This window comes from Arthrobacter sp. EM1 (genome assembly GCF_029964055.1).
Lineage (GTDB): Bacteria > Actinomycetota > Actinomycetes > Actinomycetales > Micrococcaceae > Arthrobacter.
On the sequence record NZ_CP124836.1, the window covers coordinates 2,257,123 to 2,277,685 of the forward strand.

The 20,563-nt window shown below is 67.3% G+C and carries 16 protein-coding genes; 7 read left to right on the forward strand and 9 right to left on the reverse strand.

Annotated features, from left to right (window positions below):
* Positions 1 to 157: 157 nt before the first annotated feature.
* Positions 158 to 631, reverse strand: coding sequence for an Lrp/AsnC family transcriptional regulator (locus QI450_RS10405; RefSeq protein ID WP_226774819.1), 474 nt, complete (start codon positions 629 to 631; stop codon positions 158 to 160).
* 177 nt (positions 632 to 808) lie between these two features.
* Here QI450_RS10405 and QI450_RS10410 point away from each other — a divergent pair, with 177 nt between their 5' ends.
* The 5 genes from QI450_RS10410 (at position 809) to QI450_RS10430 (ending at position 5,616) form a co-directional block, all read left to right on the forward strand.
* Positions 809 to 2,191, forward strand: coding sequence for an amino acid permease (locus tag QI450_RS10410; RefSeq protein ID WP_226774820.1), 1,383 nt, complete (start codon positions 809 to 811; stop codon positions 2,189 to 2,191).
* A gap of 188 nt (positions 2,192 to 2,379) precedes the next feature.
* Positions 2,380 to 3,426, forward strand: coding sequence for a thiamine pyrophosphate-dependent enzyme (locus QI450_RS10415; protein ID WP_226774821.1), 1,047 nt, complete (start codon positions 2,380 to 2,382; stop codon positions 3,424 to 3,426).
* The gene (locus QI450_RS10420) at positions 3,419 to 4,462 is read left to right on the forward strand and encodes an alpha-ketoacid dehydrogenase subunit beta (protein ID WP_226774822.1); all 1,044 of its coding nucleotides are present in this window, start codon (positions 3,419 to 3,421) and stop codon (positions 4,460 to 4,462) included. Before QI450_RS10415 ends, QI450_RS10420 begins: the two co-directional genes overlap by 8 nt.
* Positions 4,455 to 4,784, forward strand: a complete 330-nt coding sequence (locus QI450_RS10425) for a biotin/lipoyl-containing protein (RefSeq protein ID WP_226774823.1) — start codon at positions 4,455 to 4,457, stop codon at positions 4,782 to 4,784. Before QI450_RS10420 ends, QI450_RS10425 begins: the two co-directional genes overlap by 8 nt.
* 4 nt (positions 4,785 to 4,788) lie before the next feature.
* Positions 4,789 to 5,616 (forward strand): alpha/beta fold hydrolase, encoded by an 828-nt coding sequence (locus QI450_RS10430; protein ID WP_226774824.1) that lies wholly within the window; start codon positions 4,789 to 4,791, stop codon positions 5,614 to 5,616.
* A 678-nt stretch (positions 5,617 to 6,294) separates the two neighbouring features.
* Here QI450_RS10430 and QI450_RS10435 read toward each other — a convergent pair.
* A complete protein-coding gene (locus tag QI450_RS10435) occupies positions 6,295 to 7,650 on the reverse strand; it encodes an MFS transporter (protein WP_226773336.1) in 1,356 nt (451 codons plus the stop codon).
* A gap of 343 nt (positions 7,651 to 7,993) precedes the next feature.
* Between QI450_RS10435 and QI450_RS10440 the strand changes: the two genes are divergently transcribed.
* A complete protein-coding gene (locus QI450_RS10440; protein ID WP_226773335.1) occupies positions 7,994 to 8,713 on the forward strand; it encodes a helix-turn-helix domain-containing protein in 720 nt (239 codons plus the stop codon).
* Positions 8,714 to 8,800: 87 nt separating this feature from the next.
* Here QI450_RS10440 and QI450_RS10445 read toward each other — a convergent pair whose 3' ends face one another.
* The 5 genes from QI450_RS10445 to ctaD form a co-directional block, all read right to left on the reverse strand.
* Complete coding sequence (locus QI450_RS10445) at positions 8,801 to 10,225, reverse strand: MFS transporter (RefSeq protein WP_282360401.1); 1,425 nt, start codon at positions 10,223 to 10,225, stop codon at positions 8,801 to 8,803.
* 137 nt (positions 10,226 to 10,362) lie between these two features.
* Entirely contained in the window at positions 10,363 to 13,446 is a 3,084-nt protein-coding gene (locus QI450_RS10450) for an SMC family ATPase (RefSeq protein WP_226774596.1), read from the reverse strand.
* On the reverse strand, positions 13,443 to 14,630 hold the full coding sequence (locus QI450_RS10455) for an exonuclease SbcCD subunit D (RefSeq protein ID WP_226774597.1): 1,188 nt from the start codon (positions 14,628 to 14,630) through the stop codon (positions 13,443 to 13,445). Before QI450_RS10455 ends, QI450_RS10450 begins: the two co-directional genes overlap by 4 nt.
* A gap of 55 nt (positions 14,631 to 14,685) precedes the next feature.
* Entirely contained in the window at positions 14,686 to 15,675 is a 990-nt protein-coding gene (locus tag QI450_RS10460) for an aquaporin (RefSeq protein ID WP_226774598.1), read from the reverse strand.
* A gap of 126 nt (positions 15,676 to 15,801) precedes the next feature.
* Positions 15,802 to 17,544 carry a cytochrome c oxidase subunit I gene (ctaD, locus tag QI450_RS10465; RefSeq protein WP_282468005.1) on the reverse strand — a complete coding sequence of 581 codons (1,743 nt, stop codon included), beginning with the start codon at positions 17,542 to 17,544 and terminating at the stop codon, positions 15,802 to 15,804.
* 176 nt (positions 17,545 to 17,720) lie between these two features.
* On the opposite strand from ctaD, the gene QI450_RS10470 reads away from it, so the two are divergent.
* Positions 17,721 to 18,836 (forward strand): ADP-ribosylglycohydrolase family protein, encoded by a 1,116-nt coding sequence (locus tag QI450_RS10470; RefSeq protein ID WP_226774486.1) that lies wholly within the window; start codon positions 17,721 to 17,723, stop codon positions 18,834 to 18,836.
* A gap of 36 nt (positions 18,837 to 18,872) precedes the next feature.
* Here QI450_RS10470 and QI450_RS10475 read toward each other — a convergent pair whose 3' ends face one another.
* Together QI450_RS10475 and QI450_RS10480 are read right to left on the reverse strand one after the other, a co-directional pair.
* Positions 18,873 to 19,421, reverse strand: coding sequence for a DUF4395 domain-containing protein (locus QI450_RS10475; RefSeq protein WP_226774485.1), 549 nt, complete (start codon positions 19,419 to 19,421; stop codon positions 18,873 to 18,875).
* A gap of 81 nt (positions 19,422 to 19,502) precedes the next feature.
* On the reverse strand, positions 19,503 to 20,522 hold the full coding sequence (locus QI450_RS10480) for an exonuclease domain-containing protein (RefSeq protein ID WP_226774484.1): 1,020 nt from the start codon (positions 20,520 to 20,522) through the stop codon (positions 19,503 to 19,505).
* Positions 20,523 to 20,563: the final 41 nt, after the last annotated feature.

The following is a 20,563-nucleotide window of genomic DNA, read 5'->3' on the forward strand; positions in this document are numbered from 1 at the left end:
CCGTCCGGCCGGTCCCGGGACCGCCCGGACGGTTCCGGCCCGACCGCCGCAATAGTTATAGTCAGATTGACTAGAACTAATTCTACGACGCCACCCGCCGGATGCAAAATGTTTCGGCCCGCCCGCGGGCTGCCGGGCAGGGACGGAGGGGCGCGGCTCAGCGCCCCGCGGCGGACGCCTCCAGCAGCGGAAGTGTGCGGCCCTGGAAGTGAGTGTTGAGCACGATGACCGAGGATGAGCGCAGCACGGTCCGGGTCGCGATCATGGCGTCCAGCACACGCTGCAGGTCCGGGTTGGAGCGTGCCGCGATCCGGGCCATCAGGTCGGAACTGCCGGACACGGTGTGGATCTCGATCAGCTCCGGAATCGCCGCGAGGGCCTCGACCACCGCATCGTGCCCCAGGTCCTGGTTGATGGTCAGGGAGCAGAAGGCCACCACCGGAAACCCGAAGCGGGCCGGATCCGGCTGCGGCACCCACGAGCCGATGACACCACTGTCCTGCATCCGGTCCAGCCGGGACTGCACGGTGGCGCGGGCAACCCTAAGCACACGGGAGGCTTCCAGCACCGAGGCCCTGGGCGAATCGGTGAAGAATCGGACAATCTTGGCGTCCAGGGGATCAACGTCCATCGAACATTCCTCCAGAATGAGTCTTTTGAAGCACAAATCGTTGCAGTAAATCCGATTCAGGCGAGCAAACTGTAACTATGCTCTCACGGCTGGCGGACTCCGGCCCTGCCCCGCCGCGGTAAATTCAATAGGTCCCACAAGGACGTTCAGATCCACACCACACAAAGGTTCGCCAGCATGACAATGAAGTCCACCGCAGAGCGCCCCGGCCTGAAACTCGGCCACAGCATGAAGCCACGCCAACTGACCATGATGGGACTCGGCAGCGCCATTGGCGCCGGCCTTTTCCTTGGCTCGGGGGCCGGCGTCCAGGCCGCCGGACCCGCCGTCCTGATTTCCTACCTGGTCGCTGGAACCCTGATCATCCTGGTGATGTGGGCCCTCGGGGAAATGGCCGCCGCCAACCCCAACAGCGGTGCTTTTTCCGTCTACGCCGCCAAGGCCATGGGCCGGACCGCCGGAGCCACCGTGGGCTGGCTCTGGTGGCTGCAACTGGTGGTCGTCATCGCCGCCGAGGCCCTCGGCGCCGCCGCCCTGCTGTTCACGGTGTGGCCGGTAATCCCGGTCTGGGCCCTGTCGCTGGTCTTTATGGTGATGTTCACGGCGATCAATCTCGCCGGGGTGAAGAACTTCGGCGAGTTTGAGTTCTGGTTCGCCATTCTCAAGGTGACCGCCATCCTGCTGTTCCTGGGCATTGGCGCCGCCCTGCTGCTAGGCCTGCTGCCCGACGTCCCCTCCCCCGGACTGACCAACTTCACCGCCAATTTCGCCCCCACGGGCTTCGGCGGCATTGCCACCGCGCTCTTTGTTGTGATCTTCGCTTTCGGCGGTACCGAGATTGTCAGTGTGGCCGCCGCCGAGACCGAGAACCCGCGGCACAGCGTGGCCCAGGCAATCCGCACCGTCGTCTGGCGGATCCTGGTTTTTTACATCGGCTCCGTGTTCGTCATCGCGGCGGTCCTGCCCTACACCTCGGATGCCCTGGCGTCGCCGTTCGCCGGCGTCCTGGACACCGCGGGCATTCCCGGCGCCGGCGCCGCGATTACCCTGGTGGCCGTCGTCGCCCTGCTATCGGCGCTGAACGCGAACCTCTATGGCGCCTCCCGGATGGTCTTCTCACTCTCCGAACGCGGCGAGGCTCCCCGTTTCCTGTCGAAGGTCAATAAGGCGCGGGTTCCCGTGCTCGCCGTCGGCGTCTCCGTGGCTTTCGGCTTCCTGGCCACCGTGCTGGAGCTGCTCTTTCCGGAGCAGATCCTGCCGGCGCTCTTCCAGCTGGTCGGCTCGACCTGCCTGATGGTCTGGGGCTCCGCTCTTGTGTCCCAGCTGATCCTGCGCCGCCGGGCCGACCGCGAGGGCACCGAACTGCCGCTGCGGATGAGGGGCTTCCCGGGGCTGACCATCTTCGGCCTGGTGCTGCTGGCCCTGATCTTCGCTGTCGGCTTCAGCAGCCCGGAGAGCAGCAGGCAACTCGTCAGCACCATCGCCCTGGTCGCCGGCATTGCCGCGGCCTGCTGGATCGGTGCCCGGCTGACCCGCAACCGTCAGAACGTGCCCAAGTAGCTCGCAGCTGAGGCCGTTTTGGCGGCTCAGAACGACCTCAGCTGCGAGTCAGTTGGGCTGGGAGGCCGGCGCCGTGAGATGTACAAACTGACAGGCTCGACGGCGGTTTAGCCGGCATTCCTGTGCAGTCTGGCTAGTGATTCGGCGGCTGATTGCCTAGTGACGACGCGGTGACTAGGGTCACAGCCATGGACACTCTTCCCGTGGCTGCCGGCGATGCCGCCGACCCGCTCACTCCCGCCCAGCTCCGCGAGCTCTATTCGCTGATGGTGGCCGTCCGCCACCTCGACGCGTCGGCGATCGCCTGGCAGCGCCAGGGCATCATCCCCGGCTACGCGCCCGAGCTCGGCCAGGAGGCCGCCCAGGTGGGCAGCGGCTACGCCGTTGACACCACCCGGGACTTCGTGTTCCCCACCTACCGCGAGATGGGGGTGGCCCGCACCATGGGCGTGGACATGGTGGCGTATATGGCGACCCACAAAGCCAGCTGGCACGGTGGTCTTTACGACCCCGTCAAGTCCCGGCTCGCACCGATCCAGGCTGTCGTGGCCGGCTCGGTGCTGCACGCGGTGGGCTGGGCCCACGGCCAGACGCTGGCCGGCGCCGCCGACGGCAAGCTCGGCGTCGCCCTGACGTACTTCGGTGACGGCGCATCCTCCCAGGGCGACGTCCATGAGGCTTTGAACTTCGCCGCAGTCATGAAGGCCCCAGTGGTGTTCTTCGTCCAGAACAACGGCTGGGCGATCTCGGTCCCCACCGAACGCCAGGTGGCCGGCGGCTCCGTCGCCGCCCGCGCCGCCGGCTACGGAATGCCGGCGCTGCAGATCGACGGCGATGATGTGGTCGCCGTCGTCGAGGCAACCCGGCGCGCGTTCGCGCACGCCCGGGCCGGCAATGGTCCGGTGCTCATCGAGGCAATGACCTACCGGCGCGGACCGCACTCGACCTCCGACGATCCGGGACGCTACCGCTCCCTCGACGAGGAGCGCGACGGCGCCGGCGCCGATCCGCTGGAGCGTTTCCGGCAGCGGCTGCTCGCCGAGGGCATCGCCGACGAAGCCTTCTTCGCCGAGGCCCTCGCGGCAGCCAAAGCCGAAGAAGAACTCATCCGCACCGGAATCCAGGGACTCGACTCCCGCCCCGGCACCGAAATGTTTGACCTGGTTTTCCAGGAAACCACCCCTGTCCTGCAGGGTCAGGCCACCAACTGGCGCGAGGAGTCCGAACATGTCTAACTCGATGCTCACAACCGAAGCTGCCGTGAATGGTCCGGTAACCACCACCGTGATGTCCATGCAGCAGGCCCTGAACCGCGCCCTCGATGAGGTTCTCGCGGAAAACCCGAAGGCCCTGATCTTCGGCGAGGACTGCGGCCGGCTCGGCGGCGTCTTCCGGATCACGGACGGACTGCAGGCCAAACACGGCGAGCAGCGCGTTTTTGACACCCCGCTGGCGGAATCCGGCATTCTTGGTATGTCCGTGGGCCTGGCGATGGCGGGGTTCCATCCCATCCCCGAAGTCCAGTTCGACGGCTTTGCCTACCCTGCGATCAACCAGATCGTCTGCCAGATGGCCAGGATGAACTACCGCAGCCGCGGCACCATGCCGATGCCCATTACCCTGCGGGTGCCCAGCTTCGGCGGCATCCGGGCCCCCGAACACCACGGCGAAAGCCTGGAGGCGCTTTTCGCCCATGTACCGGGCCTGAAAGTGGTCTCGCCCTCAAACCCACACGAGGCCTACCACCTGCTCAAATACGCCGCCACGCGGCCGGACCCGGTGATCTTTATGGAACCGAAGTCCCGCTACTGGCAAAAGGGCGAGGTGGACACCGCCAGCCACGATCCGGCCGGGGGCTCCCCCACCGGGGCCAAGGTGATGCGCGAGGGCCGCCACCTCACCCTCGTCGCCTGGGGCGCCATGGTGGCCCGCTGCCTGCAGGTGGCCGAACTTGCCGCCGAGGACGGGATCGACGTCGAAGTCCTGGACCTCCGCTGGCTCAAACCGATCGACGCCGCCGCACTGGCCGTCTCAGTGCGCAAGACCCGCCGCGCCGTCGTCGTCCACGAAGCGCCGCTGACCTCCGGGCTGGGTGCCGAGGTGGCGCAGCTGATCACACAGGGCTGCTTCGACACGCTGAAGGCGCCGGTGGAACGCGTCACCGGCTTTGACGTCCCTTACCCCTCCGGCGACCTGGAGGATGAATACATCCCGAACATTGACCGGATCCTCTTTGGGATCCAGCGAGTATTGGAGTACAAACGTGGCTGAAATTTCCTTCCCGCTGCCTGATCTCGGCGAAGGCCTGATCGAGGCCACCGTGCTGGAATGGCTGGTCTCCCCGGGCGATCAGGTGGAGCGGAACCAGCCCCTCGTGGAGGTCGAAACCACCAAGTCGGCCGTTGAATTGCCCAGCCCGCAGGCGGGTAAGGTAGTGCGTATCCACGGCGGGCCGGGCGACAAAATCAACGTCGGCGAGCCCCTGATTGTGTTTGAGGTGCCGGACAACACCGCCGGCATCGTGGGCACGGTCCCGAAGGACGAGGCACCGAAGCGCCGGGTACGCCTGAGCGCCGTACTTGATGAGGACTGAGACCATGAGCGGCAGGCACACCGGCGAGCAGCATTCCCACACCGTGGAGGGCACCGACCCCCAGCTCTATGTTGGGGTGCACGAGCCGGACTCCGACGCCGGGCTGCGGCCGGTGCTGCTGCTGCACGGCTTCTCCTCCTCGGGCAGGCTCAACTGGGAGGACACCGGCTGGCTGACCGCATTGCTGGCGGCCGGCCGCCGCGTGATCGTTGTGGATCTGCCCGGCCACGGCCGCAGCGGCGCCCCCGAGGACAGGGACTCGTATGCGCCCAGCAGGATCCGGGCGGACCTGTTGCAGATCGCGTCCGACGCCGGCGCCCGGCCGCTGCGCGACGGGGACCCGAGCAGCGGACTGGACGTGATTGGCTACTCCCTCGGCTCTCGGCTCGCCTGGGAATTCGGCGCCACCCAGCACGAACTGGTGCACCGGCTGGTCCTGGGCGGACCCAATGTTTCTGATCCGCTGGCTGACTTTGACCTGGCAGCCGCCCAGCGCTACCTGGCCGACGGCACTCCGATCGCCGATCCGTCCACCGCCGGGCTGCTGAAGATGGCCCAGATGCTCCCGGGCAACAACATCTTTTCGTTGCTGTCCCTGGTGGAAGCCATCAAGGCTGAGCCGTTCAATCCCGCCGAGGCCGTCCCGCACATGCCGATGCTGCTGGTGGCCGGGGAAAAGGACGAGCGCGCCGCCTCCATGCCGGAACTCGCCGCCCTGGGTGCGAGGGCCGGGGCCATGGTCGAACAGTTGGTCCTGCCGGGGCGGAACCACACCAACGCCATCACCAGCCGCGCCTTCAAACAGGGTGCCGTCAGCTTCCTGGGCGTCTGAATGCACGGCGGGGTCGCATCCGGGCCCGCCAAACGCCCGCGAGGGGCGCGAACCGACTCCGCGGTGGCTCCGGCGGGCCAGTAGCCGATTGACGCTGGTCCTCACACTGCCGCTCCGGCCGCTTTTTGGCCCCGACATCGGCCCCGCCTGCCGGCTTTGGGCGGATTTTTTCGCGGTCGCAAGGTCCATGCTGGAACCCGGGGTTGCGGCGGCCAGGCGGTTCGCTTTGATCCGGGCCGGAACGGGCAGCGCGTCAGCGTTGGCCAAAAGCTCGCGCTGCAGCCTTTCCAGCAGCCGGCCGGCACGGCGCACGGACCACGGAGCGCGAATCGACGCTCTCCCGCCGGGTCACGTCCGCACCCTAAAAAGCTCCGGCCACAGGATCCCCCCGTCCGTCCCCCCGCGTACACCGCGCAGCCTGCCCGCCCCTCGGCCCGGCTGCAGCGGTTTGACCATCAAGGGATGGATGGAACTGCCGCCGGAGCAGATGGGCGCCGGTCATCCGTCTTCTCCGGACGTGGCCGGGCTTTCCCGATGGGCACTGAGTGAACGCGCCCTGGGTTAAAGTCAAGGGACACGGGACCGTGAACTGCCCCTGGCCGTCGGAACCGACGCCTCGGTCCAACGTTCAGGAGCAGCGCACAGGCGGCCCGTGTCCCTCCGGTGCTGCGTTGCCTGCTAGTGCCGGACCGATTCTGCCGGCACATGGGGGGCGACACCGAGCGGACGGCCCTTCGTCTCCCCGGCAAGAATGACGCCTACCGCGGAAATCACGCAGAGAACCATGATGTAGATACCGATGGAACCGGTCCACTTGGTGCCCTGCAACAGCGCCTCCGCGATGGTGGCCGCAAATGCACCGCCCAGGATGGCACCGAAGGCGTAACCGATCGAGATACCCGAGTAGCGCACGTTCGCCGGGAACATCTCGGCGTACATGGCCGACATCGGACCGTAGGACAGACCCAGGCCGATGGTCAGGACAAACAGCGCCACGCCGTAGAGCACGATGTTCTTGGTGTCGATGAGCGCAAACATCGGGATCATCCAGGCGAAGACGATTGCGTAGCCGGTCAGGAAGGTCTTGACCCTGCCGATCTTGTCCGACAGCCAGCCGCCAACCAGGGTGAAAATCAGCCAGCCAAAGGAAGCCAGCGTGGTGGCAAGCAGAATCTGCGGGGTGGGCATCTTCAGGGACTTGGTGGCGTAGGAGATAAAGAATGCAATCAGCAGGTAGCCGGCGGCATTGTTGCCGATGAAGATCATCGTCGAGTAGAGGACGGCCTTTTTATGCTTACGGATAAGCTCTCCCAGCGGGGCCTTGCTCTCTTCCTTGCGGGCCGACATTTCCTTGAATACGGGGCTCTCGGCGACGGCGCGACGGATCAGGTAGCCGACCACGATCAGGACGATGGAGAGCAGGAACGGAACCCGCCAACCCCAGGACGCGAAATCCTCCTTGGACATGGACGTATTGAGGAAGTACAGCAGGCCGGTGGCCAGGATCATGCCGACCGGGACGCCGATCTGCGGGTAGGCGCCAAAGAGGCCGCGCTTGCTCATCGGTGCATGCTCGACGGCCATCAGTGCGGCACCGCCCCATTCGCCGCCGGCGGAGAAGCCCTGGATGACGCGCAACAGGATCAGCAGGATCGGAGCCCAGACGCCGATCTGGGCGTAGGTGGGAAGCATGCCGATCAGCGCCGTCGCCGCACCCATCATCACGAGCGTGAAGACCAGCATGGCCTTGCGGCCGAGCCGGTCTCCCAGATGACCGGCGACAATGGCGCCGAGCGGTCGGAACAGAAAACTGATGCCAATGAGGGCAAAGGACAGGATCTGGGCCAGTCCCGGGTTCGAGGCGTTCAACGGTGCCAGGAACAGCGGCGACAGCAGCGTTGCTGTCAGCTGGGCGAAGATGAAAAAGTCATACCACTCGATGGTGGTCCCGACCAGCGTGCCCGCGAGGACTTTGCGTTCCTCATGCTTGCTGCTGGGACCCGCCTCTGAATCGACACTTGAAGTTGCGGTCATTGAAACTCCGTAGTTGGGGGCAGGGATGCTGCCCGGGTGGGTGCGATGAAAACAAGTCAATGCCTCAAGATTTACTGATCGAACGGTCAGTAAGTATTTAGATCTTACTATGAAATATGTGACAGAGCGCACGTTTATGCAAAAAAGCTTTGCCGGCCCCAACATTGACGTCTGGCTGGTGCCGGTGTGGTGCAGCATAGTGCGCCGTGATCCTGATTCCACCTAGGTTGTTCTATAATGGAACTCGATATTCACATATCGAACGCTAGACTACCGTGATTCAGAGCACAAGGGCCACACGTCGCTTCCCTGCTTCACCCGCGCCCGCGCCTAGGATGGATGTATGACCCCGACCGCCGGCAGCGCCCAGGCATCCCCGTCCCAAACGCTGTCCCGCGGCATCCGCGCCCTGGAAATCCTGGCTGATGCCCAGCACCCGCTGACCATCGCCGAACTCGCCGGCGAGTTGGGAGTGCACCGCTCCGTCGCGTACCGCATCCTGCGCACCCTGGAGGACCACTCGCTGCTGGTGCGCGACGACGGCGGACGGGTCCAGCCGGGACCGGGCCTCGCCGTTCTGGCCCGGGGCGTGTCCCGGAACCTGCAGACGGCGGCCTTGCCCGAGCTGACCCAGCTCGCGAATGCGCTGACGATGAGCGCTTTCGTCGCCGTCTGGGACCGCGAGGAATGCGTCACCCTGGTCACCGTCGATCCCCGGCATACCGGGGCAACCGTCGTGCAGCATCCGGGCACCCGGCATCCGATCAGCGCCGGGGCCCCCGGAATCGCAATCCAGTCGGCCTTATCGGAAGAGGAGTGGGCCGCCGCCGCGCCCGGCATCCCGTACCGGGCCGAAGCGGCCGAGGCGCGCGGCCGCGGCTATTCTGCCAGTCACGACGAGGTCCTCGCCGGCGTCTCCTCCATGGCCGTCCCCGTTCGGGTTCCGGGCGGCCGGCCCGCGGCTCTCGCCGTCGTCTACATCCGAGCGGCCCAGGACCCTGCGGAAGTCGCCGCGGCCCTGGCCGCCAGCGCCGGGCGCATCGAGGCCCAGCTTGGCGGGTGAGGATCGTCCACCCGCCGTTGCGCTAGCACCAATGGTTCTTCGGGAGTGTTAGGGGTGCCCGGAGCGGGGACCGGCGCCAGTGTAACTTCAGGGAGCCGGCGTGCTTGGCTTCCGGCGTTGCAGCACAACGGCGCCTGCCGCTCCCAGCAGGAACAGCGCCGCGGCCGCGCAGACGGGCACCACAAATGCTGTGGCGTAGCCCTGGTGCTGCGCCAACTGCCCGGCGATGGACGAACCGATCGCGGTGCCGGCAACAATACCGCTGGCCAGGGCGGTCATGACCGTTCCCAGCTTTCCGGCCGGGGCGACGATTCCGCCGATCGCGAAGACTGTGACCATCAGCGGGCCCACCGGCAGCCCCAGGACCAGCAGCACCACGATCATGGGAAAAATGGCCGCAGGCAGCAACAGAAGCAGCGCCAGTGAAGCCATCAGGGCTGCGCAGACCAGCCACCGGGCGTTGGCTGTGAACCGCTGGGACCAGTACGCCACCGACAACGCCGCCGCTGCCGAACTCAGACCCATCACCGCATACAGCAGGCCCGCCAGCTCTGCGGTGGCGAAGCTGGCGGAGAACGAACTCAGCGCCGTCTGGGTGGATCCGAAGAACGTGCCCATACAGACCATGGCCAGCACGGGGAGCGCGACGGCGCCAACGGCGCCTGCCCGCTCGCCGGCGCTAAGCGACGCCCGCAACTGCTTTGCAAGGGCGGTCGATGCCGTGGTGCGCGCCGGTGTCCGGACCACCGCACGGTGCGTATCGTGGACCGCAAAGGCCGGGACGAGGGTAATGGTCAGGGCAGCGGCCAGGGCCAGCGGCAGCCAGGGTGCGATCAGGCTCGCCAGGATACCCACAAGCGCCGGGCCCAGGACAAATGTAAGTTCGTCAGCGGTGCCTTCGTAGGACAGCGCGGTGTCCAGATCCGCCGGATTGGCGTCGCGTCCGCCGCGGGAGGTCAATGCCATCCATCGGACCCGGGCCAGCGGCCCCACTTGGGGGCTGCTGATGCCGGCCACAAATGCGGCCGCCAGGACGGGGACGGCGGCACCCAGGTCCTGTCCGCCGGGGATCAGGTAGGCGGAAATGATCAAGGCGATAACCGCGACGGTGTTGAAGACCGCGGCGAAGAGCAACACCGGCCGTTGGCCCCGCCGGTCCGCCAGCGCGCCGAGGACCGGGGCCCCGAGAGCCGAGCCGATGCCTACAGCGCCGGCCGACACGCCGCCGACGGCGTAGGAGCCGGTGACGGCGGTGACCAGGGTGAGGGTTCCGACAGTGAGCATCGCAAGCGGGAGCCTGGCGAAGAGTCCGACCGGGATGAAGCTCCGCCCTGCCAACAGCGGCAACCGGGCGTATCGTCCGGCGGTGCGCGGTGCAGGCGCCGAGGAGCCCGGCCCCGGCGGGGCGGGCGGGCGGGAAGGTGCGGCCGGGCCCGAGAGGGAGGCCGCCGTGGTGTCAGGGAGCTGCGGCGCCGTCGAAGCGGGCGCTTGGGAGGGAGGGAAGTGGGTCATGATTCCGGGTTCGTTCAATGGTGCGCATCGTCCCTCCTCCCGATGCGCGCGACCCGGTAACAGTACGATTCTAGCCGCATCGTTCGACGCCTGCACAGGCCCGGCAGCCGCGGCGGCTCCGGGGTGTCAGATGCGTGTCAGGGCTGGCCGTCATCGGAGATGTGCACGGTGGAACCGCTGCGCCCCTTGACTACCTGCAGCTGGGTGCTGATGCGCTGCTTCATTTCGGCCACGTGGCTCACCAGACCGACCACCCGGCCGCCGTCCCGGAGCCCCTCCAGCGCGTCCATAACTTGCTCGAGTGCTTGTTCGTCGAGGCTGCCGAAGCCTTCGTCCACAAAAAGCGTCTCGATGTCGACACCGCCGGATTCCTGCTGCACCACGTCCGCGAGGCCGAGGGCCAGGGCCAGAGAGGCCATAAAGGATTCCCCTCCCGAGAGCGTTGCGGTGTCGCGGCGCTGCCCGGTCCACTGGTCCACCACTTCCAGGCCGAGCCCGGATTTCTGCCCCCGGGCCGCCTTCGCGTCGGTGTGCTGCAGGGTGTAGCGGCCATCGCTCATTGCGACAAGTCGTTCCGAGGCGGCGAGAGCCACCTGTTCGAGCCGTGCCGCGAGGACATAGCTGTTCAGGCTCATCCGGTAGTTGTTGTCTCCCCCGCCGCGTGCCGCGTCCGCGACCGCCGTCAGCAGTGCTGCCCGTTCCCGCGGTTCCTGACCTGCCGCCGCGAGTTGCACATAGGTGTCGGCGATAGTGTCGAGGGTGCGTACGGATTTTTCCGCGAGGCCGGCCTCGAGTTCCGCGTCCCTGGCGGCGCGCTCAGCCGTGGCGGCTTCTGCGCTGAGCCGTTCCACCAGCTCCGCGGCAAGCGGGCCCTCCGTTGCCAGCTCGTGCGCCGCCAGCACCAGGTCCTCGCTGGCAAAAAGTTCCTCAATCCGGACAGCTTCATCTAGTCCGGCACGGACGTCCGCTTCCAGGGCTGCCGCAGCCGCGGCCGGCAGCAGGGCGCCGCGGGCCGCCTCGGCGGATGCGAAACCGGTGCCGGGAAGGGCCAGCTCCAACTGCCGACGGGCCTCCGCGGACCGGCCGCTGGCCTGTTCCAGCAGGTTCCGCGCTTCCTCGGCGCGTTCCAGCACGGCCGTTGCACCGTCCACGGCTGTGATGCGGGCTGCCAGGACCGGGTGTCCTGCCCTGAGTTTGTCGAGCGCCAGTTCCAGGGCATCGGACTGTTCCTGGACTTCGGCCAGGGTGGAGCCGATCCGGGCAATGCTGGAGTCCACAGCCGTTCGGGCCTGCTGGCCTGCGGCGCTCTCCTCCTCGAGTTCGGCGTGCCGGGTGCGGTTGGCGGCAAGCTCCGCCGCAGCGCGCTGCGCTTCCGCGGCACGTTCCCTGGCCAGGGCGGCGTCGAGGGCGGCGACGTCAGGGGCGGTATTGGCGCCCTGCGCCGCCAGCACGGCAACGTCCTGCTGGGCCTCCGCGAGTTCGCGTTCGAGGCTCGCGAGTGCGCCTTCCGCGGCCTCGCAGGCGCGCTGGGCGGTCTCTTCGGCCTCGGCCACCGTCAGGGCCGAAGCCGCTGCCGGGGCGGGCGCCGGGTGCTCGGGGCTGCCGCACACCAGGCACGGGAGACCGGGCAGCAGCTGGGAGGCCAGTTCCGCGGCAGCATTGGCCAGCCGTTCCTCACGCAGATCGAGCCAGCCCTGGCGCAGGTCCTGGTAGCTTTCCCGGGCCACGCCGTGGCGTTGCGCGACGGCTTCGCAGCTGGTCTCCGCCCGGGCGTACCGCCGGACCAGGACCAGCAGTTCTTCGGCCGCCGCTGCTTCTTTGGACCGCAACTGCACCTCGGCGGCGAGTTCTTCGAGCGGATGCATTGAAGCGAGAAGGGCAATGGACTCCGCCTCCAGGGCGGCCAGGGCAGCATCACCTGATGCCCGCTTGTCTTCCTGCCCGGCCAACTCCAGGCCAAGCCGCGCGGCGCGGCTCCGGAGCCCGGCGAGGCTCGATTCCTCGGGCAGCCGCTCCTCGAGCACGGCGCGCAGGGTACGCAATCCGGCCAGGGCAGGCCGCAGCGCAGCGCCATCGAAGGCAGCGCTGTCGAAGGCGGAACTGTCAGCATTAGCGGCGCTGTCCGCGGCCGCAGTCTCTAACGCGGCAAGTTCGTCGTCGGTAAGCGCCGCGGTCCGCAGATCGTGTCCTGCCGCCGCCATCGCTGCCCTTGCATCTTCCTCGGCCCTGGCGGCACCGTCGACCGCCTGCAGTTGCCCGCCGAGTACTTCGGCCAGCCGATGCAGGTCCAGCTGTCTGCTCTTGGCTGCGATGGCGGGGGCCGCGGCCTCAGCCGCGGATTGCCGGCGGCGGGCAACGGCCAGCCTGGACTGGCGGGCATCCCGTGTTGCCGCGGCGTCCCTGGCGGCCAGTCGCTCAGCACGCTGCCGGTCGGCCGCCAGGGCTGCCGCACGGTGTTGTTCCGCGGCACCGGCTGCACGAGCCTGGAGCCAGGGCAGGAACGAGTCCGTGTCAGCGCGGTCCGGAGCGGCCTCCCCGTCGCGTTCCAGCGTTGCCGTTTCAGCCTCCGCCTGCGCGAGCAGGAGCTCAAGCCGGCCATTGAGACCGGCGACCTCGCTGCGGGCTGCCTGCGCGTTCCGGCCCAGCTCCTGTTCAACAGCCTCAAAACGCTGGGTACCAAAGAGGCTCTGCAGCAGCTCCAGGCGGTCGGCAGCCTTGGACCGCAGGAAGGCCGCGAAGTCGCCCTGCGGCAGCATTACAACACGGGTGAACTGCTCCCGGTTCATGCCGAGGACCGCTGCGATCTCGGCGCCGGCTTCGTCGTTCCGGCCGGATTTTTCAAGCCATCCACCGTCAACGCGTTCCCGGAGCAGCGTATTGGCCTGCTGCACCGTGAAGCCGCTCCTACCCCGGGCGCTGGGCTTCTGCCAGGCCGGCGAGCGGGAGACCTCGAAGTGCCTGCCGCTGGCGGAGAACTCACAGGTGACCCGGGGCTCCGCGGTGGCCTCGGCATGGTCGCTCCGCAGCCGCTTGCCGTCCTGCCGCGCCCCGGGCACTGACCCATAAAGGGCGAAGCAGATGGCGTCCAGAACGCTTGTCTTCCCCGCTCCGGTGGGACCGTTGAGCAGGAACAGGCCATGGGCGCTCAGGCGGTCAAAATCGATGTGTTCGGTGCCGGCGAAGGGTCCGAAGGCGGAGATCTCAAGGCGATGGATTCTCACCGTGAAATTCCTTCCAGGCGCACGGCTTCCAGGGCTTGGGCCAGGACAGCTGCCTCGCCGTCGTCGGCGCCGCGGCCCCGGACGTGCTCCAGGAAACTGCAGCAGACGGCAAGGTCGTCGGTAGCGCCGGCGAGCCGGCTGCTGTAACTGCTCTTCGCGGCGGCACCGGCACCCTCCGGGTCGAACCCCAGCACCAGTGTGTCCGGGAAGCGCGTGCGCAGCCTTTCCATGGCCTGCGCCGGGCGCTGTGCGTCGGTCAGGGTGATCTGGCAATAGGCAGACTCGGCCCAGGCGTGTTCCTCCGACACGAGCAGCTCCGCCAATTTCCCGCGCAGCACGGCCAGCGTACGCGGAGCTGTCCAGAGCACCTCCCGGACCGCGCCGATGCCGTCAGCGTCGACGTCCACGAGCCAGCTGCCTTTGCGGTGCTTTGCTTCGGAGAACGAATAGGCGAGCGGGGAGCCGGAGTAGCGGACGGTGGGCGAGAGCTCCTGCCGCCCGTGCAGGTGGCCGAGCGCTGTGTAGCCAAAACCGTCGAAGAGGTCCAGCGGCACAGCACCCACACCACCAATGCTCAGGTCCCGTTCACTCTCGGAACTGATCCCGCCGCTGGCGAAGGTATGCGCCAGCACCACGGAGTGGACCGTTCGGCCGGCGCTCCGGGCCGCGAGATCGGCACGGATCAGGTCCGTGGCCGCCCGGGTTACCTCGAAGTGGCTCGCGGTCCCGACGCCGAGCTGTTCGGCCACCAGCCGTGGCTCCAGCCAGGGGATACCGTAGATGGCGAGCACGGCTCCGGTGCCGTCAACGGCATCGGCTTCGTCGTCGAGCGGGAACAGCACTGGCTGCTCCAACTCGGAGAGCCTGGTGCGCAGGTGCACTCCCCCGCGTTCCAGCAGCCGGGACGCGAAGCCGAGCCGGATGGCCGAGTCGTGGTTGCCGCTGGTCAGGACCACCTGGGCACCGGCACCGGTCAGGGCCACCAGGGCGTCGTCGAGCAGGCGGACGACGTCGACCCCCGGCAGGGCACGGTCATAGACGTCGCCGGCGATGAGGACGACGTCGACCGCCTCATCACGGACGCAGCTGACCAGCTGATCGATGAACGCGCGCTGGGCATCCAGCATCCCGACGCCGTGGAATGACCGGCCCAAATGCCAGTCCGAGGTGTGCAATAACCGCATACTCCTACGGTATCGGCTCCCACCGACAGGATTGCGCCACCGCTCCGGCACCCGATTACTTGCCGCGTTCGCCGTCGAAGAAAGCACGCGCTTCGTCGCTGCCGGCGGCCGCGCCACCGGCAGCCAGCCGGACCTGTGCCTCAGCCGGGTCCGGTGCGCCCAAGTCGTCGGATTCGCCCAGGTCGTCGGCTTCCTCGGCTTCGTCGGCCTCGCCCAGGTCCTCAGCTTCGTCAGCTTCGTCGGCTTCCTCGGCCTCGCCAGCCGAAACCGGCAACGCGCCCAACGTCAGCTGCGCGAAGCCGCGGACCGCGAGCCCCGCCACGGCCGCACCTACCAGCGGGGCGACCCAGAACAGCCACAGCTGTCCGAGCGCATCCGGGCTGCTGAAGAGCGCGGAAGCGGTGGCACGTGCCGGGTTAAAGGGGGAGTTACCGGGCGCCTGGCCAAACTGCAGGAGCACCGCAGTGGTCAGGCCGACGGCGAAGGGCGCCGCCAGCCGGGAGGGGTTCCGCCGCGAGGTGGTGCCCAGGTAGACGGCGACCAGCAGCGCGGCGCCGATCACCTCAATGAGCAGCACTCCCGCCATCGGGACCTGGATGACGGACCGATCACCGAAGCCGGCGTTCACCGTGTCGAAAGCCGTTCTGGCGTCGGCGATGTTCGGGACGGTGCGCAGGAGGCCAAAGAGGGTCACCCCGGCCAGCAGTGCGCCCACCAATTGCGCGCCGATGTAGGCCGCCGCGTCAGCGGGCCGCAGCCGGCCGGCAAAGGCGTTCCCCGCCGTCACGGCAGGATTAAAATGACCGCCGGAGAGGTATCCGAACGCGAGCATCGCTGCTGTAACTGCCAGTCCCGCGGCGAGCGGAGCCGACAGCGGGTTCGACTGCGGGATCGTGAACAAGGGAACGCCCAGGCCGGCGATCACCACAAAAAACGTCCCGAGAGCCTCGCCGGACAGTCGGCCCAGCAACCGGGGCTGCGGCGAAGTGTCCGTCGTGGCGGCTGTCCGGTCAGTCGACTCGCGGGCTGGGGCAGGCGTGATCATGGTGGGGAATTCCTTTGTTTGGGGCCAGCGAGCAGTCTGTCAGCGGAGTCTGGATGTTCGCTGGACCCGGACCCGGCGCTGCCAAAGCCCGCGCCCCCAACCGGGAATGTGCAACGGGTTCAGACTTCAGTCGCTGGGATCAGGGGACCGCGGGTCCCTCTCGCCCAGGTCTGCTGCCCCCAGCGTGGCAGCGGCCGGACTACGCGAAGCGTCGTGCACGCGGGCGCTCACCTCCGGGTGGTGGAGGTCCAGGGCCGGTCGCTCGGAGCGGATCCGCGGCAACGAGGTGAAGTTGTGCCGCGGCGGCGGGCAGGAGGTGGCCCACTCCAGAGAGGCGCCAAAGCCCCACGGATCGTCCACTTCGACGCGTTCGTTGCTGCGCCAGGTGATGTAGACGTTCCAGAAGAACGGGATCAGCGACGCGCCAAGCAGGAACGAGGAGTAGGTGGAGAACTGGTTCATCCAGGTGAAGTTATCCTGCGGCATGTAGTCCGCATAGCGGCGCGGCATACCCTCCACGCCGAGCCAGTGCTGGATCAGGAAGGTGCCGTGGAAGCCCAGGAACAGCATCCAAAAATGGATCTTGCCGAGGCGTTCGTTGAGCATCTTCCCGGTGAACTTCGGCCACCAGAAATAGAACCCGGCGAACATCGCGAACACCACGGTGCCGAAGACCACGTAGTGGAAGTGAGCCACCACAAAGTAGGAATCGGAGACATGGAAGTCCAGCGGCGGCGAAGCCAGGATGATGCCGGTCAGGCCGCCGAACAGGAAGGTCGCCAGGAAGCCCAGGCTCCACAACATCGGCGTCTCAAAGGTAATCGATCCCCGCCACATGGTGCCGATCCAGTTGAAGAACTTCACCCCGGTCGGAACGGCAATCAACATGGTCATAAATGAGAAGAACGGCAGCAGCACCGAGCCGGTCACGTACATGTGGTGCGCCCACACGGTCACGGACAGCGCGGCAATGGAAATCGTTGCATAGACCAGGCCCTTGTAGCCGAAGATCGGCTTGCGGCTGAAGACCGGGAAAATCTCCGTGACGATGCCGAAGAACGGCAGGGCAATGATGTAAACCTCGGGGTGGCCGAAGAACCAGAACAGGTGCTGCCAGAGGACCGCGCCGCCGTTCTCCGGATCAAAAATATGCGCCCCGAAGCGGCGGTCAGCACCGAGCGCGAACAACGCCGCGGCCAGCGGCGGGAACGCCATCAGCACCAGGATCGCCGTCACCAGGATGTTCCAGGTGAAAATCGGCATCCGCCACATGGTCATACCCGGGGCACGCATGCAAATAACCGTGGTGATGAAGTTCACCGCGCCAAGGATGGTACCGAAACCGGACAGCGCCAGGCCAAAGACCCAGAGGTCACCGCCCACACCGGGGCTGAAGGTCGTGTTGGACAACGGCGCATAAGCAAACCAGCCAAACGACGCCGCACCCTGCGGAGTGATGAACCCGGACACGGCGATAGTGGAGCCGAAGAGGAAAAACCAGAAGGCCAGCGCGTTCAGCCGCGGGAAGGCGACGTCGGGGGCACCGATCTGCAGCGGCATAATCACGTTCGCGAAGCCCGCGAACAGCGGCGTCGCGAACATCAGCAGCATCACCGTGCCGTGCATCGTGAAGAGCTGGTTGTACTGCTCCTTGGTCTGCAGGATCTGCATACCCGGTTCGAACAGCTCGGCACGGATCAACAGCGCCATCACACCGCCGAAGCAAAAGAACACAAAAGAGGCAATCAGGTACATGTACCCGATGGTCTTATGGTCAGTCGAGGTGATCCAGTTGACGACAATGCGTCCCTTGCCGCTGGGCACCGGCGGCGTGCCAACCGCAACGGCGCTCATCTGGTCTAGAGCCATTTCGGCCTCCCGTAGCTGCAACCGTCCGTGCTGGCACGCCGGCACGGACACCGATAAAGCGTTTATCCCGACCGTAGCCACCCGCGGTTCTCCCCGCAAGGGCGCAGCCGCTCTGGTGGCGGCGAATCTATGGCAGCGCCGCGGCCCGGCCCCGCAACCGGGTAAAATTCTTGCTCATGAGTACCGAGCCCGCAACGACCCCAGCACCAGAACCCGCCCCGTCGCACGCATCCCGGATCCACGGCTGCCTGCTGGGCGGCGCGCTGGGTGATTCACTCGGGTACGCCGTCGAATCCGACGACATCTCCACCATCCGCGGAAAATTCGGGGCGGAGGGGCTGCGCGGGTTTGCGGCACTCGACGGGGTCAGCCACTTTTCCGACGACACGCAACTCACGCTGTACACCGTGGACGGGCTGCTGGAAGCGCTGGAGTGGGCCAACTCCGGTGTGGGCGCGGACACAAACGCCTGCCTGTGGCTCGCCTACCTGCGCTGGCTCGCCAGCCAGGGAGTGCCGGTTCCGGAAGCCGCCCCGTTCCAGCCGCCGCGATGGATCGATACCCACGCCGTCCTCAAACAGCGGCGCTCCCCCAACGATGCCTGCCTGAGCGGACTCGCGACGGGAGAAATGGGAACGTATTTCCGTCCCGTCAACCCGGAGTCCAAGGGTTGCGGCACGGTGATGCGCTCGGCCCCGTTCGGTTTGATCCCCTACATTGCCGCCGGCGACGTCTACAAGCTCAGCGCCGACGCAGCCTCGCTGACCCATGGGCACCCCGCGGCGCGGCAGAGCGCCGGCATCTTCAGCCTTGTTATCCATGCGCTGGTCTCCGGCCGGAGCCTGCGCGAGGCAGCCGAAGACGCCCTCGGACTCTTTGCGAACAGCCCGCTGCGCAAGGACGAACAGGTTGATCCCGACGTTATGGCCCGGCTTGGCACCGCACTGCGGCTTGGCACCGCCCGTGCACGGCTGGAGCCGGAGGAGCTGGTCCGGACTCTTGGTGCGGGCCGGGTGGCAGAGGAAGCACTTGCCATTGCGCTGTACGCGGTGCTCGCCACCGAACCGGATCCGACGTCGCCTGCCGGAAGCCCGGCGGAGCACTTCCGCACGGCAATCGCCGTCGCGGTTAACCACAGCGGGGACAGCGACTCCACCGCATCGATTGCCGGCAATATCCTGGGGGCGTTCTACGGCGAGGATTGCCTTCCCGCGCAGTGGCTTGAGGCACTGGAGGCTCCGGAGGTCATCCGCGGCATGGCGACCAGGCTGGCCGCTGTCACCGGCCCCTGACCGGGCCCCGGCTGCGGTCCGCACGGACCACCTGCGTTAGGCCCGGCGGAGCGAAATGTTGTTGCAGGCCTCGCACACGTCCTCGGGAATCAGGCCGCGGCGCTGCAGGAAGCCGAAAACGGCGCAGCCCAGGCAGTAACCGGCAAACGCTTCCAGGGACGCCGCAATAATCAGGAGCGCCAGCAGGATCCACGCCGCCGGTGCAAGTCCGGCGGCGAGCAGGAGTGCCGCAGCCGTGGACAGGACCGCACCGATGCCCTGGGCGAAACGCTTCGGCGGGCCGGGGACCAATCGGCTTTTCCCCAGCCGGGGCGTCAGGACCCGGACGGAAAGTTGGGCGAGCGGTGAAATCCGCGGACCGAAAAGGACACGCAGCCAGAACCCGGCGGCAATCACGGCCAGACCCCAGCCGAAGCCGGTCAGCAGGGTAACCAGCGAAAGCAACACCACCAGTGCGGCAGTGACCCGGGCTGCGTATTCATTCACCGGGTTCGGAAACGCAAAAACCGTGCGCCAGTCGACGGAGCCGCGCGACGCCCGGGCGGGTGCCGGCGGCGCGGCCGGTGCCGAGGTTAGTTTGCTCATCGTCCAAGGCTAGGAGCGCACCCGCTCCGGACGAAAAGTTTGTTGCGCAGTATGACCGCCAGGGCCCTGTCCCGGCGGGTCTCAGGCACTCGCGGCGGAGGCCACGTGCCCGCCCACCATCTGCAGGAATTCGCCCTCGGACAGGACCTCGATCCGTTGCCCGCGTGCGTGCAGCTCCAGCACCCGCCTGGCCTTTCCGGTCAGCCGGCCGGAGCGAAGGTCGGCGGCGACAAAACCGTCTCCGACCACCAGCAAGGTGGTGCGGGCAGTGACCCGGCTTTCGGGCCGGGCGCCCAGCTCGGCGGAACGGACCTTCGCCTCGGGCCGGGGAATGGCCAGTTCGCCGGTGAAGACCACGGTCTGGCCGAACAGCGGGTGGCCGGCCGCGGCGGATGCGTTCGGCGGTGGATTGGCGCCTTCCTCCGGCCAGCCAGGCTGGTAGGGCCGCGCGGGCGCCAGGGCTGCCGGTCCCGCGGCGAGGGCATCGAGGGCTGACTGGCTGGCCTTGGAGAGCGGATCGCACAGCGGGTCGAAAGCCTCCTGGCGGGACACCGCCAGGCCCAGGGACAGGTACAGCTCCGCGACACTGCCGGCCCCGTTGCGCGCGGCGATGTCAATCAGGATCCCGGCGCACGCCCGCGCGTCCTCAGCGGCGTCGTGGTGGTTGAGCAGCGGAACACCGGCCTCCTCGGCCGCGTACGGCAGCGAATTGGACACCAGGGAATAGCAGCGGCGGGAAAGCATCACGGTGCAGACGTAATCATAGGCGGGCCCCGCCAAGCCGGAGACCTCCAGGCCGGAGCGGATCACGCCCAGGTCAAACGCGGCATTGTGGGCGGCCAGGACGTCGCCGCCGATGAACGCGCCGATTTCCGGGAAGAGTTCACCGAAACGCGGCAACCCTGCGACCTGCTCAGGCCGGATGCCGTGGATCCGCACGTTGTGGTGGTCGAAGCGGTCATGGTTTTCCGGCGGCCGCATCAGCCACGAGGCCTCCTCGACCACTACACCGCCGCGGACCTTGCTCAGGCCAACAGCGCACGGTGAACCTCGGAAGCCGTTCGCGGTCTCAAAGTCGATCGCCGTAAAGTCCAAACCCACGCTCCCAACTTTACCGCCGCAAAACCAGCCGGTGGCCCAGC